This window comes from Microcoleus sp. w2-18bC1 (genome assembly GCF_036700365.1).
Lineage (GTDB): Bacteria > Cyanobacteriota > Cyanobacteriia > Cyanobacteriales > Microcoleaceae > Microcoleus.
The window spans coordinates 84,191-100,300 of record NZ_JAUBOS010000008.1 but is presented as its reverse complement, the minus strand read 5'-3'; the positions used below and the strand labels follow the sequence as shown (position 1 = coordinate 100,300).

11 protein-coding genes are annotated in these 16,110 nt (G+C 46.7%); 3 read left to right on the top strand and 8 right to left on the bottom strand.

What is annotated here, in order from left to right:
- Nucleotides 1-22 precede the first annotated feature (22 nt).
- A complete protein-coding gene (locus QT979_RS07705) occupies nt 23-1,432 on the top strand; it encodes a heterodisulfide reductase-related iron-sulfur binding cluster (protein ID WP_333309047.1) in 1,410 nt (469 codons plus the stop codon).
- Nucleotides 1,433-1,457: 25 nt separating this feature from the next.
- Here QT979_RS07705 and QT979_RS07700 read toward each other — a convergent pair whose 3' ends face one another.
- Nucleotides 1,458-1,640 (bottom strand): hypothetical protein, encoded by a 183-nt coding sequence (locus tag QT979_RS07700; RefSeq protein WP_333309045.1) that lies wholly within the window; start codon nt 1,638-1,640, stop codon nt 1,458-1,460.
- Between the two features lie 33 nt (nt 1,641-1,673).
- On the bottom strand, nt 1,674-3,914 hold the full coding sequence (locus tag QT979_RS07695) for a hypothetical protein (RefSeq protein WP_333211810.1): 2,241 nt from the start codon (nt 3,912-3,914) through the stop codon (nt 1,674-1,676).
- Between the two features lie 844 nt (nt 3,915-4,758).
- Between QT979_RS07695 and QT979_RS07690 the strand changes: the two genes are divergently transcribed.
- On the top strand, nt 4,759-5,274 hold the full coding sequence (locus QT979_RS07690; protein ID WP_333309112.1) for a phycobiliprotein lyase: 516 nt from the start codon (nt 4,759-4,761) through the stop codon (nt 5,272-5,274).
- A gap of 25 nt (nt 5,275-5,299) precedes the next feature.
- On the opposite strand, the gene QT979_RS07685 is transcribed toward QT979_RS07690, so the two are convergent.
- The 4 genes from QT979_RS07685 to QT979_RS07670 all read right to left on the bottom strand — a co-directional run bounded on the left by QT979_RS07685 (nt 5,300) and on the right by QT979_RS07670 (nt 11,080).
- Nucleotides 5,300-5,971 (bottom strand): hypothetical protein, encoded by a 672-nt coding sequence (locus QT979_RS07685; protein WP_333309043.1) that lies wholly within the window; start codon nt 5,969-5,971, stop codon nt 5,300-5,302.
- 118 nt (nt 5,972-6,089) lie between these two features.
- On the bottom strand, nt 6,090-8,621 hold the full coding sequence (locus QT979_RS07680) for a DUF3769 domain-containing protein (RefSeq protein ID WP_333309041.1): 2,532 nt from the start codon (nt 8,619-8,621) through the stop codon (nt 6,090-6,092).
- Nucleotides 8,622-8,920: 299 nt separating this feature from the next.
- Nucleotides 8,921-9,037, bottom strand: coding sequence for a photosystem II reaction center protein I (locus QT979_RS07675; RefSeq protein ID WP_106151135.1), 117 nt, complete (start codon nt 9,035-9,037; stop codon nt 8,921-8,923).
- 78 nt (nt 9,038-9,115) lie between these two features.
- On the bottom strand, nt 9,116-11,080 hold the full coding sequence (locus QT979_RS07670; protein ID WP_333309039.1) for a hypothetical protein: 1,965 nt from the start codon (nt 11,078-11,080) through the stop codon (nt 9,116-9,118).
- A 182-nt stretch (nt 11,081-11,262) separates the two neighbouring features.
- Between QT979_RS07670 and QT979_RS07665 the strand changes: the two genes are divergently transcribed.
- Entirely contained in the window at nt 11,263-14,832 is a 3,570-nt protein-coding gene (locus tag QT979_RS07665) for an alpha-mannosidase (protein WP_333309037.1), read from the top strand.
- 133 nt (nt 14,833-14,965) lie between these two features.
- On the opposite strand, the gene QT979_RS07660 is transcribed toward QT979_RS07665, so the two are convergent.
- Together QT979_RS07660 and QT979_RS07655 are read right to left on the bottom strand one after the other, a co-directional pair.
- Nucleotides 14,966-15,553, bottom strand: a complete 588-nt coding sequence (locus QT979_RS07660) for a cytochrome b (protein ID WP_333309035.1) — start codon at nt 15,551-15,553, stop codon at nt 14,966-14,968.
- A 128-nt stretch (nt 15,554-15,681) separates the two neighbouring features.
- On the bottom strand, nt 15,682-15,894 hold the full coding sequence (locus QT979_RS07655) for a hypothetical protein (protein ID WP_333211729.1): 213 nt from the start codon (nt 15,892-15,894) through the stop codon (nt 15,682-15,684).
- Nucleotides 15,895-16,110 lie beyond the last annotated feature (216 nt).

Below are 16,110 nucleotides of genomic sequence, written 5' to 3'. Positions count from 1 at the left end.
AAAACAATTAGGTAATATATATATGCAAACTTCAGAAAAATCTCAAGTTCCCAGCGACGATTTAAGACCTGCCAAAGAAAGCAATTTTCTAGCACAAAATCCCCACTTACAAACCCTCGAAATCCCCGGTTTCGACGCCAACAATCCGCCCGATCCGAAATTAATCGATACTTGCGTACACTGCGGCTTTTGTTTGTCAACTTGTCCAAGTTATCGCGTACTCGGCAAAGAAATGGATTCGCCCAGAGGCCGCATTTATTTAATGGATGCAATCAACGAAGGCGACGCACCATTAAACGAAGCAACCTCCCAGCATTTTGATACTTGTTTGGGCTGTTTAGCCTGCGTTACAACTTGCCCTTCTGGAGTTCAATACGACAAATTAATTTCCGCAACGCGCCACCAAGTTACTAGAAATCAGGAACGCACTTTTTCGGACAATGTAATTCGCACTCTGATTTTTAATCTTTTCCCTTATCCTCACAGATTGCGACCTTTGCTTGCACCGCTGTTTATTTATCAAAAATTAGGACTGCCAAAACTTGTCCGCAAAACAGGTTTGCTGAAAAAAGTATTTCCCCGCTTGGCTGCGATGGAATCAATTTTGCCGAAAGTTACTGTCGATTCTTTCCGGGATAATTTACCAGAGGTAATTCCGGCAGAAGGGGAGAAACGCTATCGAGTCGGCGTGATTTTAGGCTGTGTCCAGCGGCTGTTATTTTCGCCAGTTAATGAAGCTACTGTGCGTGTTTTGACGGCTAACGGTTGCGAGGTTGTGGTTCCTAAAAGTCAGGGATGCTGTGCTGCTTTGCCGGAACACCAAGGCCAAGCGGAACAGGCGAAAGCTTTGGCGAGACAAATGATTGATAGCTTTGAAAATACGGGTGTTGATTTTGTGATTATCAACGCTGCTGGCTGCGGCCATACTTTGAAAGAATACGGTCATATTTTAGCAGATGACCCTGATTATCGGGAGAAAGCTGAAAAATTTGCTGTTAATGTTAAGGACGTGCAAGAGTTTTTAGCAAGTGCGGGAATTACGGCGAAACTTAATCCTTTGATTGATGGAGATTTGACAATTGTTTATCAGGATGCTTGTCATTTGTTGCACGGGCAAAAGATTAGTTTGCAGCCGCGTCAGTTGCTGCAACAAATCCCTGGGGTGAAGTTAAAAGAGCCTGTGGATGCGGCTTTGTGCTGCGGGAGTGCGGGAGTTTACAATATGCTTCAGCCGGAGATTGCTGATGAATTAGGAGTGCAAAAGGTGGAGAATTTGCTGAATACTGGGGCGGAGTTAATTGCTTCTTCTAATCCGGGTTGTTCTTTGCAAATTAAGAAGCATTTGGAGTTGCAGGGAAAGGAAGTTACTTTAATGCACCCTATTGAGCTTTTGGATTATTCGATTCGCGGGGTGAAGTTGCAGAGGCATTAGTTTGCTGGGGCGGGCGGTGCCGGCCCTATTTTCGCTGCTGAATGAGATTTTTTTTTTGATGAACCGCTGTATTGAGAAAGATCGCACTTTGGGCTGCTGTTCTAGCGGAAAGACTGCGATCGATGGGTATTGACGCGGAATAATTGTAGACTTGATTGGGGCAAAGGGCGATCGCACTTTTAAATTTTAGCAAAAGTGCGATCGGCATAATAACTAATGACTAATGACTAATGACTAATGACTATTTCCCCTCTTCTAACCTCAAAAAATGCACCTGTCCCGAAGCTTCCGCCACTACGATTGTCACCCCATCAGGTGCAATAGCGCAAGCTTTCAAAGCACTATCTCCCCTGAAACTAGCAATTACTTCTCGACTTAACAAATCCCAAACTTTGAGAGTATTATCGTCCGAAACAGAAATTGCCTTTGTTCCCATAGTCGCCACAGATGTTACCGCATCAGCATGACCTACCAAAGTAAAAACTTCTTTTCTACTTGACAAATCCCAAACTTTCAAATTGTGTTCCCGCCCGCCAGAAATCGCCCATTTGCCATCCGCCGTAACTGCCACAGCATTCACAAAACTCTCATGACCTTTGAGAGTGAAAAGTAGATTTTTGACGGCTAAATTCCATAAATTTGCCAAAATATTCTTTTCTTTTCCCAAACTCCAAATTTTCAGAGTTTGGTCGCCGGAAGCCGAAATAACCCGCTTGCTGTCGGGAGTAACTGCCACAGCTTTTATCCCGTCCTCATGACCTGAAAAAGTAAAAAGTTCCTCTCCTGTTTCTAAACTCCAAACTTTAATAGTTTTGTCTCCCGAACCGGAAATCGCCATCGTTCCGTCCGCAGTCACTGCCACAGAATTTACCCAGTCTGTATGACCAGTGAAAGTAAAGATTTCTTTTCCGGTTTCTAGACTCCAAACTTTCACAGTTTTGTCGCCGGAACCCGAAACTATTTGCTTGCTATCCGGTGTTATTGCGATCGCTTTTACCCAATCTTGGTGTCCAGAAATAGTAAAAATTTCCTGTCCGTTTTTGAGATTCCAGACTTTAATGCTGTTGTCTCCTGAACCGGAAATCGCTTTCGTACCGTCCGCCGTCACTGCTACAGCATTTACCCAGTCATCGTGACCTGCAAATGATAAATTTTCTTTGCCTCTTTCTAAGTGCCAAACTTTGAGAGTTTTGTCAGAGGAACCAGAAACTATCCGCTTGCCGTCGGGGGTAACAGCCACAGCATTCACTGGGGCGATGTGATTGGTAAAAGTGAAAAGTTCTTCTTTTGTTTCCAGATTCCAAACTTTCAGCGTTTTATCACCGGAAGCCGAAATGACCCGTTTGCCGTCGGGACTGACTGCCACAGCTTGAACGAAACTGCTGTGTTTTCCTAAAGTGAAAAGTTGCTTTCTTTCTGACAAACTCCAGACTTGAACTGTTCCGTCGTAACTGCCGGAAATTATGAGTTCGCCGTCGGGAGTAACTGCTACACTTTTTACCCAGTCTTCATGACCCGTGAGAGTAAAAACTTCTTTTCCAGTTTCTAGGTTCCAGACTTTCATGCTGTTGTCTCCCGACCCGGAAATCAACCGTTTGCTATCATGAGTTACGGCTACGGACTGGACAAAACTGCTGTGACCTTTGAAGTTAAAAATTACTTCTCTGCTTGTCAAATCCCAAACTTTAATACTGCCATCCCAAGAACCTGAAATTACTCGCTTGCCGTCAGGAGTTACTGCTACTGCTTCTACGGCAAAAGTATCGCCTGCAAAGGTAAATATTTCTGTCCCTGTTTCTAAATCCCAAATTTTAATTGTATTGTCCCAAGAACCGGAAATTACTTTAGTGCCGTCGGGGGTGACAGCTACAGCATTGACGTAGGTAAGATGACCTTTGAGGGTGGCAAGTTCTTCTCCTGTTTCTAAGTGCCAAATTTTGAGATTGTGGTCAGAGGAGGCAGAAATTGCCCGCTTGCCGTCGGCGGTGATTGCTACAGCTTGTACCCAGTCTGTATGTCCGGTGAGGGTACGCAACAATCTCCCGCCAGGAGGGGTAAAGCTGGGCGTTAGCGGTCGCATCCAGGGGGTTGTTTGGTGTTGTGCCTGTGCTAGCATTGCTTGAATTTCTGGACTTTCAAAGCGCATCAAGCGGGCTATTAGTTGGGTGGCTAGTTGGCTTTTATCTGTGGCTAGAATGTGGGCAGACAACCGAATTGCTTCTTGGATTAATTTGAGTTGGTCGGCTTTTTTCTCTGAGATAATATCGGGACTTGTTGCTAAATCGTAATCTTCTATGAGCGCCTGTACTCCCGATGCTGACAGCTTGGCTTTAATAAAGTTGTAATCTGTTAGTAAGCTGTATAATTTTTCGCAGTCTGAATTCGCTGCTAGCTGACTTGGCAGGATTTCCAGGTAGTGCGTCTGTTCTGCGGGCTCCATTTTATCCAGCCCTTGTTTAAACTCGGTCATAAATTTACGGATGTGTTTTTTAAATGTATGCGATCGCTAGCTGTACCCTACCGAAAAGCCGATCGAGAATCTTTTCTCTTGACTTAGCATGACATATTTGAATGCTATGTGCTACGGGCTTGCTGTCCTTGGTTTGGTGATGGTTCGATGAATTGCTTGTTTTTTAGTCGGAGTCTGCTTTGAGAATTTTCAAGCAGTGCGATTACAATAAATCGTCGCTAATATAATTAAACTCAGCAACGCCCAATTTACCGATCAATTGACAAAAGCTCACATATATCGTTGCTTTTCTTAACATAGCTGGTGTTTGGGCGATGATGGTCGATCGATCAGCACTGTCAATCGATTTTAGATTTTAGATTTTAGATTTTAGATTTTAGATTTTAGAGTTTGCCCCACGGATAAATTCGGGGGGCAAGTTTCTCGGAGACAAGTTTTTTATTTCTGGACGGATGAATCCGGGGGCTTGTATCCTGGATGCTTTCGGTCAAAGCTAAAAAATTTCAGGTATCGTAATCCTATTTAAAGTGCGAAAAAGACCTTTTATAACGAAATATGATGGCGGATGCTCTAATTTTCTGTCAAGTCGGCCGCATCAGCGAGGCAGATGTCCCCCCTGGTTGGGTTTCGTACCAGGGCGGCATCTGCAATCTGTTTCACCCAAAGCTCTCAGAAAGCTTTGCAGGTGCGCCCCCTTCCTCTAAAATATAGAAAAGGACTTGCACTCTTAAACCAGGTTTCTAGACAAAATCATTGGTTTGACCGCTAGGTACGTAGGAAGAAACCGGGTTTCTGACTCCATAGCGCGCAAGTCACGATCGCAAATAAAGCAGTATTGACTTTAGAGACAAATTTCATGGATGTTATCGAGTTTTTCGAGTTAAGTGCAGGCAAATGGTTTTCTCAGCGTACCGTACACAATCTCAATTCTGGGGAATTGCAGGCCGGTAAATCCGACCTCAAAATAGAACTACTGACAGCTAGCGATGCAGCAGTCGTCAAACTTTGCCAACAACACTCGATTAACCCGGCTTCAACTGGGCTAACCAGCGTTCGGATTAGTTGGGACGGTATTCCCGATCGCGACAAAGCTAAACAAATCGGTTCTACAATACTAGCGATCGTACCAAATCCCGACAATCCAAGCGAAGGTAAAGTGTTGCAAGACAAGGGTAATAGTCGCTACGTGATGGGCGACGACGTGCTGACATTGATTACAGAATCAGACACCCTCCATGCCGAAGAAAGGCTGTGGTATCTCATGCCCAATTTGCGGCTGCGGACTAGCTTTGTTAAACAAGCTAACGGTACGGAACAAGCTTCTTTTTGTTCGGAAATTCGGATGGGAGTAACTGCCCCAAGCGAAAAGTGAAAAATAACTATCTAGTACGCAAAGTTTACACTCTATTTCTGTTTTCTCCCTTCTTTCTTCGGCCTTCTTTGGCAATCGCTTTTAACTTGGTATGAAAATCAGTGTGTTTGACAACTGGGAATGATTTTGCCACAGGTTTGTCCGCTAATTTTTGCTCGGCTTCGGCTCGATCGGCGAGGGCGGTAACAGCCACATCTTCATATACAACAAATTCTGTATTTTCTTTTGTGCGATCGTCGGCTGCGGGCAATTTTCCTGTTTCCTCTGCCTCTGTGTTTGGGACTTCTGCATGAAGCGCCACATCAAGTTGCGCCTCTGATATCCCAAGCAAATCTAACTCTGCGGCAGTTACTTTGGATTCCGGGTCCGATAAAAGTATATCTTCCTGTGGTAGTTGAGCAGCATTTTCCCCGGTTAAATTTTGAGGAAAATTATTGCATACCAAGCGTTCAAACTCGCGATTGAAATGATAGAGAGGTTGACCTATCCGATGCCACATACTCAATAGCTGTCCCACAGAAACAGCCTTGTAGCGGCCTTGGTAAAGCGCTTCAACCACTGCTAAACGCAGCCAATAGCCGGGATACTTGGTCAGCCATTCACCCGCCAATTTCTCGGCTTTTTTGCCACCTAGGTCAAAACCGTAGTGAACCAGCAGAGCCGCTGCTTGTGCAGATATTGCGGTCACTTCTGTCATTTGTTGACTGTTATCTGTTGACTGTTATCTGTTGACTGTTATCTGTTGACTGTTATCTGTTGACTGTTGACTGTTGGTTCCAAATTCCCAATGACCAATGCCCAATTAGCAAATTGAATTAATCGGATAAACGCACCCCTCCTTCTACAGTTCGCGCGTCCCCGGAAAAAGGTTCGGGAGTCCCATTCCAGTTGAAGTCGCTAACTCTAAAAGTCAGGCTGCCGACTTGACGCTCAGGATTAAAACGCAAAATGATTGCGTAGCTGCGGCGACTGTATTCTAAAGTGTAATTCGTACTGATTGTTTCCCCGCTTTCTAAATTAATAGCACTTTGAAATCCAACTCGAAAGCCTCCGTAAACTTGCTGGACAAGTCCAAAAGACAGGACTCTCAAATCTACTAAGCGATCGAATAAAAACGGCGATATACCGTCCCGTCCCACCTGGGTATAAGTCACGTTAAACCCAGTGTAATCGAGGAAAGGGCGGGAGAAATGGCCGAACTGCCCTTGAATGCCGACGCTGCCGGCGAGCGAATTTTGTCTGTCGCCACTGCTGTAATAAGTTCCAACCCCCCGGAGTCCCAAGGCCAGTTGCAAGAAAGGAACCACCGGCGTCCGCGTATACCTCAAACCCTGGGTGGGAGTGCGAGGCAGCGGTTCGCCCTCCCACAGGTTGAAACCGCGACTCAAGGCAAAGCTGAGCTGGGAACGCCCCAGATCGACGCGGTTGTTTTCCCGCACTGGTTCGAGCAAGTCTGCTTGATCGGTGTCAGCATTGATAAATTGATACCCAGCTTGGTAGCTGAGATTGATGCCCGTGCCTCCGAGTGGGATGACTGGGGAAGTCAGGACTGCCCCCAGGCTGCTCTGCACGGTTTGATAGCCCAGAGAACCGTTGAACAGTCGATCGCGATAACTGTATTCTGCTGCCAGAGTGTGAGTGCCGATCAACTGTCGCAGGCGCAAATTCCCCCGAAAGCTGTCTTCCGGCAAATTGGGGAAATCTTCAAAACTCAGAAATATTGCCGATCCGTCCAGGCTGGTGCGCGGGCCGAGACTAGCGCGTAACCTCGCTTTCAGCCCGTAGCTGTCGGGAGAAAATGGATTACCGCCGTTCTCTGCCACGAGCCGCTGGAGGTAAATTTGGGGCGTCAGGGTCAGCCGCACCGGCCCGTTCTGCAACACCTCAAAACCGCACTCGGCATACAAACCGCCTCTGTCCCCCCCGTCGTAGCCAAAGGTCAAACATGGGCCGTTTTGCTGCCGGCTGTCAAACACTTGCCTGCGGGGATACACGGGTATTTTGACGCGGTTGTCGAACACCAAGCGGGGTTTAGTTGTGACTAATTCCTCTGCCGTGGGCGAAATCCTTCTAATCGTCGCCGTCCGGGCCCTGTATTCAAATTCCGGCGGGGAAAACGGGTCGTTAGTAAGCCGAATGTTGGTTGCTACCCTCGCGCCGTCTGGCAGGAGTTCGATGCGTTCTGCTTCAAAGCGGATGCGGTTGACGGCACCGACCACTTGGGGGGCTGCTAGCTGTCCGCCTCCGCCGATAGTCACTGTAGCAGCGCCGGGGGATTTGACTCCGCGCAGGGGCTGCTGGCTGGTAATTCGATCGCTCAGAGGCTGTTCAAGAATCGTCCCGGCACTGATATCTGTCGGCAGTGTGGGAGTCAATTCGCTACCTGCTGCGGGCAGGAATATTTCGCCCCTGGCTTGTTCGACTGCGCCGCTGTTGAGGCCGAGATTGAACTCCATCCGCTGACCGCGCACTACTTGTTGGCCGCGGGTATAGGCGACATTGCCGGATGCTACCACTTGGCGGGTGACTAAGTTGACGATCGCTCGATCGGCATCAATCACAGTTTGCCGGAACCGCACAACGACATTACCAACTGCCGTGACAATTTGCTGCTTGTCGTCGAATTCTTGGCTGTCAGCTTTAACTTCGATAGTATCGGCCGGACTCACCGGAAAAGGCACGGTTCGCCCAGAAGGGGCGGTGCGGACTCCCGGCGGCGCGGCTGGTTTAGGTTTCGGTGTCGGGGCAGCGGGGGTTCTGGGTGCGGGGGCAGTTCCTGGTGTGGGAATGTCGAACTGCTGTTGCCCGCTGGGTGCTGGTTCTAGCGCGGGTTCTGGAACGGGAATCTCCGCAGGTTCGGGAGAGTTATCTTCTAACTGCCGGCCTTGGGCCTGATACCAACTTTCCTGCTTTCGGACAACATTCCCCTCCTGTTGTTTCTGGGCCTCTGCGGTTCGTTTTCGATTGCGAATGGCAACGGCATTTTCTACCGAACCCAATGGGTAAGCCGTAAACGAGGAATCTTTCGGAGTTTCCGCAGTTTCGGGTTCTCTCACAGGGGCCTGACGCTGAAATCCCACCACTGCCTCGCCGCTTTCCACTGCAGCTAAGGGGTCGGCGATTTCTGGAAGCTGGTCGGTGGCTGGGGTGGTGCCCCGGAGTGGGGCTGCGGGTTCTTCTGGGGCCGGTGTGGGTTCTGGCTGAACGATATCTGGGCTTGGTTCCGGTATTTCTGTGGGGTTGCGGAGGGTGTCTCCATCGCCGGCCGCGACAGTGAGGGCGACTTTTTTTGGTTTTGCGATGTAGATGATGCCAGGGGGTTCTGGCGGCGGTACCGGATAGGGCATAGTTACAACAGGTAAGTCATCCGATTTTAGATTTTAGATTTTAGATTTTAGATTTTATAGGGTGCAAATTATTGAAAATTTTGCATCTAGAAGGCAACTGTTTAAACATTAATCTGATATCTAAAATTCCCCGTGGCTTTGGCGCGCCGGAATAGGGCTGCTTTCAGAAGTTGCTTTCGCCACAAGATAACCTCGCTGGCGGTGCGAGGTCAAGTTTTGTCCGACTAATTTTCGCGGGTTTGTCGGCTGTTGCAGGGGCTGCGGTGGCGCGCCCCTACTCTGCGGGCGAGATAACTTGTTTATTCCATGTCTCTGCGGTTGGGGTTCCGGGCTGGGTCATTGGACAAAAATCCAAATACAAACAGGGAAACAAAAAATAGGACAACTACATTAACTACGATTTTGAGGGTTAGCACTGTGGGAGTCTCCAAAGATGGCATAATACTGAGCTGATTTGCTGCTGTTGCGGCAACTTTTTTATCATAAGCTAAAGATTAGTCAATTTTATCTTTGCTTTTGAGGATTTTGGGCAAGTTGATTTTTGCCCAATTCCATAGTTGCTCGGCGATGTTTTCTAGCCGCAGCATAACTCGATCGAGCCATTCGAGCACTTGTTCTAGGGGGTGCTTAATGTATCCCATCGATTCTGCTTTTGTTTCTAAGTAGTCGTCTTCTGCTGGGACGCCTGCGCTGGGATTTTTGGCTTCTGCTGTGGCGGGGGTTGCGGCGGTGTATCTGCTAGTTTGGGCGGTGATTGCTGGAGAGTGGTTGTTTTGTCGGGTGTTCGGGTTTGTGTTTTTTGGCACTTGGGTTTCCTGTGCACGCCCTGGGGTTGATTCTGCTGCGAGTGCAGAGCTATTTTTTTGAGTAACTGCTAAATCAGATAAATCAGATGCTGTTTGGGGTTGACTTGTTGGGCTTTTTGTCAGCAAGCTCTGTTTTAGCTGCCCCAGCAGGCGGTGAAGTGCTTCGGGGTACGGGGATATTGAGACTGCGGTCGATCGACCTTCTGACAATTCTCCTAATTCTGCAATTTTTTGCTTGACTTTTGGACTGCTTTGTGATATTAGGGGCGCGGAACTTTCCTCTATTAAATGCTGCGGTGCTGGTTCCCCAAATAAGTCTTGCCAATTCAGCCACGGTCGATCGACCTCTGGGCTTATTTGCGTGTTTTCTTGTTCTTGTCGCTGTTTCAAATAATACTGAATGGCGACGGATTTCTCCGTATTATCACTCGCTGCCGTTTCTTTGCCCAGGAGGTGGTCTACTGACGACCAAATCACTTGTTCGATGTTTCGAGCGTATTTTTCGAGGATGTCGCGGGCGGACAAATCTAAATTAGTTTCGTTGCCCGATGTGCCAATTTTGACTCCGGGGTTTTCTGTGGGTGCGGGGGTTGTTTTTACCGAGGGGGGGAGGGTAAATTCTTCGAGGTTGACGGCGGCGCGATCGAGTAATGTAACAAAGGAGAGAGGAGTAGGGGGTCGATCGAACTTGCTGTTAAAATTAGTTTCTAGTTTTGGGGTATTGTGGTCGATCGAATTCGATGCCGCAATTGACTGCTGTACGGTTTTTGCTTCAATCTGCGCGCGGGCTTTTTGGACTAGGATGGCATTGCGGTCGATCGATTTTTTAACTGCGAGGATTGATTCTCCAAACTGATTTCTTTTCAGAGCAACCGGACTCGTCTGAAGCCATGCCATCAATTCCCAAAAACGACGCATCGGCGGCAACTGCGCTTTTTTGGCAGCCGACTCCAAACCAAGATTAAATTTTAATTCTTTTTGGGTAATTTCCCGTTGTTCGGGCCCGCAGTTTGCTACTTCCCAAGTTATGCGACCTTCGAGCATTTCCTGCTGTTCGGGCGTCAAAATATCTAATATCTGATTTTCTTTTCCGACCAATACTAAAGTGCGGGCTGGGATAAAACTGGCAATTCCTTCAACTTTCGGTTGCGGTTTTAATTGAGTTTTAGCAAGGGGGTGTTCTAAGACGGAAGTGGTTTGATAATTGGCGGTTTGTCCGCTAAAATTGATGGCCGGAGGTAAATCGTTAACAGCATTTCCCTGATTTATTAACAGCGGGAAGCTGGCTAAAGTTTTCGCAGTTTGCGACGAGTTTAGTAAATTTTCGGCTAGGTGTAAAATTTCGGCGATCGAACTTTCCTCGGAAGTTTCCCCCTGATACCAATTTTGTTGCCCATCGGCATTTTCGTCACCGCCAAATTCTTGCAGTTCCGGTAAATCTATTTTTTGACTTGATTCCCGCAACTGTCGGCCCAGCAGTCGGGAACTTTGCACCAGCAAGTAAGCTGGATAAAGCAGAATTTGGGTGGCGGTGAGAGTTGTTTCTTTAATTTGACGCCAAGTTCGATCGCAATTGTCAGCGACTTGGCGGGACTGTTTCGATATAAAATTTAATAGTCGGCTTTGGTATGGGCCGTAGTAACCGTTGGACATAAGTTTTATTCTTGAATTCAGATTTTTGATTCGCGCCGGAATTGCTGAATATTGCTGTAAAATCAAAGCGAGATATTAATCGCAGCTTCAAACCCTCTGAAACCTTTATTTCTTCGCGTCCTTTGCGTCTTCGCGGTTCAATCCGATTTTTGATTAATACACAATTCCTATTTTAGCGAAATATGAGCGCTTCTGTGTCACCTGCTAGCAATAATATTTCTGAAGTTGTCGAGAAGTTGCGCCGCCTCAGCCAAGTGGAGGTTCAGTCTGGTTGGAGGTACTGCGATTCTGACTCTGCTGTCTCTTCAGTAAATATTTGTAACAGTCCTGTTGCCGAACTTAACGACAAAGGACATATTGCTTGGCCGTCGGGGAAGCAAGTTTTATATTTGGGCCAGCAATTTGTAATTCCTGACAATTTGCACGGCTATCCTGTGGTTGGTTTGCGGTTGCTGCTGGGTTTGACTTGGTGGGCAGAAGATGCTCAAATTTTTGTGAACGGCGAGTTAGTCGGACAGGGAGATTTATTTGATTTTGCCGATCGAGTTTTGTTGAGTTCGTCGGCCAATCCCGGAGATGAGTTTTTAGTTATTTTGCGGTTGGTAAGTCCGGGTCACGATAACGGTGCTTTAGTGCGATCGATTTGTCTGTACGAAGCTGCGGACTCTTCTTGTTTCGATCCGGGTTTTGTGGCTGCCGAATTAGAGATTTTGCAGAATTCGCTAAGTCGAAATTTAGAAAATGTAAATTCCCAGTACCTCTCCACTGAAACAATAGCAAATCGCCCTATGTTTGTCAAGGGGGAAACGCTGAAATCAGAGATTGATTTGGCGATGAATTTGATTGATTGGTCGGCTGTGGGCGATCGCGAAATGTTCGATCGATCGCTGTCGGTTTTGCGGCACAATTTATTGGGATATCTGCGGGCTTTTTTGGGGGATTTAGATGAGGGAACTGCAGAGGCCGCAGAGGGCGCAGAGGGAGGAAGAAGAGAGGAAGTTTCGGAGGTTGGAGAAAATAGCAATGCTACATCTATATATATAGGAGAAATTGGTGAACTGACATCTATATATACAGGTAAAATCTATTTGGTCGGTCACGCTCATTTAGACTTAGCTTGGCTGTGGCCTGTCTCGGAAACTTGGGAAGCGGCAAAGCGAACTTTTGAGTCGGTATTGAAATTGCAATCGGAGTTTCCCGATTTGATTTTCTGTCATTCTACTCCGGCACTTTATGCTTGGATGGAAGAGCATCAGCCGGACTTATTTGCTGCGATTAAAAAACAGGTGGCGGCGGGTTGCTGGGAAGTTGTCGGGGGGATGTGGGTAGAACCGGATTTAAACTTGATTTCCGCTGAATCAATGGTGCGGCAAGTTTTTTACGGACAGCTTTATGCAAAAGAAAAATTTGGGGAATTGATGCGGGTGGCTTGGCTACCGGATACTTTCGGTTTTGGGTGGCAATTACCTCAGATTTTGCGCGACGGTGGAGTTGATTATTTTGTGACGCAAAAGTTGCGTTGGAACGATACAACGGAATTTCCCCACGGTGCGTTTTGGTGGGAAGGGTTGGACGGTACTAAAATATTTAGTATGATGTCTCCTCCAATTGGTGAAGGCATAGAATCTGTGAAAATGGCAAGTTATGCTTTTGACTGGCAAGCTAAAACTAATTTGCAAGATGCTCTTTGGTTGCCTGGGGTTGGCGACCACGGCGGTGGCCCGACTCGTGATATGTTGGAGGTGGCGAAACGCTGGAAAATGTCGCCTTTTTTCCCAAGGTTGGAGTTTGCGAAAGCGGTTGATTATTTGTCTTTGATTGAGAGTCAGTTTTTGCCTGAAGTTACGACAACTAGGGCAGAAAGTGATGTTCCAGAATCAGACAATCAGGAGAATTTGCAGGCGCGAGAATTGTCTAACTTGTCGGCCATGAAGGATGGAAATCCTTTCACCTCAAAACTCAAAACTCTTCCCGTTTGGAAAGACGAACTTTATTTAGAATTCCACCGGGGTTGCTACACGACTCGCGCAGACCAAAAACGCCAAAACCGCCGCTGCGAAGAATTGCTCTACCAAGCGGAGTTGCTGTCTTCGCTGGCCACTATTTGTACTGGTGCGGTTTATCCGAAATCTGAGTTAGAATCAGCTTGGAAACAAATTTTGTTTAACCAATTTCACGATATTTTGCCCGGTTCTGCGATCGCCCAAGTCTATGCGGATGCTAATCTAGCCTTTGCTGAGGTCGATCGCACTTGTCGCGAAATCCTGTTAAAATCTTTGGATGCCATCTCGGCTCAGATTTCTCTGCCGAATCCTCCTGGGCCCGACGCTCAACCAATTTTGATTTTCAATACTCTCAATTGGTCGCGCTCTGAGGTTGTCGCTGTACCGCTTCCCGATTCGCCTGATTCCGCTTGGCAAATTTACGACTTGTCCCGACGGCGATTGGCTTCGCAGATTATCAAGGGCGATCGACCGCAATCGCCATCTACACTGTTATTCTGGGCAAATAATATGCCCGCCGTTGGCTACCAGGTGTTTTGGCTGTGTCGCGAAGACGCTCCAACTGTGGATAATGCGTCCGCGAGTCCAGAAACCGAAAAAAAGACAGAGTTATCAAAACTTACATACGGTATAGCACAAAAAAACACAGTTAGTCAAGAAACGCCTTTTGCAGCCGCACAAATGGTATTAGAAAATGAATTTATTCAGGCAACAGTAGATGACAAAACTGGGGATTTATCCAGCATTTGGGATAAAGTAAATAACCGAGAAGTCTTGAATGCAGCAGGCGGCAATCAACTGCAAGCATTTCAAGACAGCGGTCAATATTGGGATGCTTGGAACATCGACCCAAATTATCAAAAACATCAATTACCCGCGCCGACACTCAAAGAGATTGCTTGGGTAGAGCAGGGAGAAATACGGCAGAGTTTGCGCGTAGTCCGACAAATTGGCAAATCGGAGTTTTGTCAAGATTATATACTAGAAATAGGTTCGCCGCTGCTGAAAATCAAGACAGTGGCAGATTGGCAAGAAAAGCACGTTTTAGTAAAAGCAGCCTTTGGGTTAAATGTAGAAGCAGATTTTGCAACTTGCGAAATTCCCGGTGGTGCGATCGATCGCACCACCAAGCCGCAAACACCCGCCGAAAAAGCCAAATGGGAAGTGCCGATTTTGCGCTGGACTGATATCAGCAATGACGGTTTTGGAGTGAGTTTGCTCAATGATTGCAAATACGGTTGCGACCTTCAACCAAATCAAATTCGGCTGACATTGCTTCGGGGTTCGACTTGGCCGGATGAACAAGCAGATGTAGGAGTTTCCGAATTTACTTATGCCGTCTATCCCCACAGCGGAAATTGGCAAGATGCAGGTACTGTTCGACAGGGGTACGAGTTAAATTTACCACTGCTAGTAAAGGTGTTGCCCAAGTCGGGAGAAAATCGAAACAAGAGTTTACCCGCAGTGAGGAAGTTCTTGGATTGGTCCGCCGAAAATTTAGTGTTGATGGCTTTCAAACAATCGGAAGATGATTCTAATGTTTGGATTTTGCGGTGTTACGAGTGTCACGGTAAAGAGGCGAAGTTGGAATTAAAGAGCGATTTGGGTTTGGCGATTAGTCAGCCTGTCGATTTATTAGAACAACCCATAAATTTGCCCCAGAATTCAGACGATGGGACAAGTTTCAGAATATCACCGTGGAAAATAGCCAGTTTTGCAGTAAATTTATCATTACCAATTCAGATATAGCGGTTCTCAAAAAAAAGTGCGGTATGCCCTATGCCCTATGCCCTATGCCCTATGCCCTATGCCCTATGCCCTATGCCCTATGCCCATGAGTACCTCATCTTTCTGAGAAAGGCTATAGTACCCCATCGCAAATTTATCCCACATTTTGAGACTTTGGGAACTTAGTGCTAACAAAATTTGTCAACCTACGCCAATTAGCTCTCACAATTTTCTTCTGATCTAAAATATGCAAAATTACGCAGGCTAAAAACGTGTACCCAAGCCAAAAATGCAAACTCCTTCCTACCTCAACCAGTGCGGAATTCTGCGGAAACATATCCGGCAAAAGAATTCCGAAAAATTTCACATTGTTACTTTTGTAAGAGTTAGAAAGTAAGAAACCCGCAACCGGAACTAGCCACATAAAAACGTACAAAGTTGCGTGCAGAGCAAAATTTTTGTACCATTCCTTAGTAAACTTTGGCAGGCGTTTCGTATATTTTTTCCACCATACGCGCAGCAGAGTTAAAATCCGCCAAGTCAGCAAAGCCATTGTCAGCACTCCTACGGATTTGTGAAAATCGTAAAGGGGGCCTCGAATAAACAATTCTCCCGGCAATCGAGCCATAGACGTACCGGTAATAAACAACACTAAATAGCAAGCTGACATCACCCAGTGTAAGGACATCAGTTGTTTGAACGCAGAATTAAGTCTGGGTTTCGCAGCGGGTTGGGTAGTCACTCTTCCTTACCTCCTTAGCGTTTGCTGGACAAGATTAAGTATAAACTATAGGACTAAAGCTCGTGGTCGATTGTGCATTATAAGATTTACTTAACTTAAGTATTATAAATATTTATTAAACAGTCTAATTAATTAGATTCACGATCGTCATTCCCAACACAAAACATCGTACTTGGGTCGATCGCCTCCCAAGCAGTTTTCAGGTCGAGTATCCCCAAACCCACCGCAAAAGCTGACCCGATAATTGCCACCGCCGCCCGGTTCATCCGCAGCCTCGGCAAATATCCCCAACCGAATCCGAAGTAGGTCAGTCTCACTACTAGGTATTTGAGTGTTATCATATATACTTAAAACTATTGATTGCCGATTTTTTTTATTGTCTAGGATGCTAAAAGTACAGCCTGGGTAATTGCAGCTAAACCTGCTGGCATTGCAACTATCGGGAAATATCGTCTGCAGACCGTGTACCAGCTACAAACAAACACAGTGGTTGCATTGGGAAGCGAAAATCAGGGTGCTGGACAAGTCGTATTTTTGTTACAAGTTGTAACTTTTTT

Bases quoted from the DNA above. Each gene is read 5' to 3' on its own strand.
- QT979_RS07705 (WP_333309047.1), top strand. From the start codon at position 23: ATGCAAACTTCAGAAAAATCTCAAGTTCCCAGCGACGATTTAAGACCT.
- QT979_RS07700 (WP_333309045.1), bottom strand. From the start codon at position 1,640: ATGCCGATCGCACTTTTGCTAAAATTTAAAAGTGCGATCGCCCTTTGC.
- QT979_RS07690 (WP_333309112.1), top strand. From the start codon at position 4,759: ATGGATGTTATCGAGTTTTTCGAGTTAAGTGCAGGCAAATGGTTTTCT.
- QT979_RS07685 (WP_333309043.1), bottom strand. From the start codon at position 5,971: ATGACAGAAGTGACCGCAATATCTGCACAAGCAGCGGCTCTGCTGGTT.
- QT979_RS07680 (WP_333309041.1), bottom strand. From the start codon at position 8,621: ATGCCCTATCCGGTACCGCCGCCAGAACCCCCTGGCATCATCTACATC.
- QT979_RS07670 (WP_333309039.1), bottom strand. From the start codon at position 11,080: ATGTCCAACGGTTACTACGGCCCATACCAAAGCCGACTATTAAATTTT.
- QT979_RS07665 (WP_333309037.1), top strand. From the start codon at position 11,263: ATGAGCGCTTCTGTGTCACCTGCTAGCAATAATATTTCTGAAGTTGTC.
- QT979_RS07655 (WP_333211729.1), bottom strand. From the start codon at position 15,894: ATGATAACACTCAAATACCTAGTAGTGAGACTGACCTACTTCGGATTC.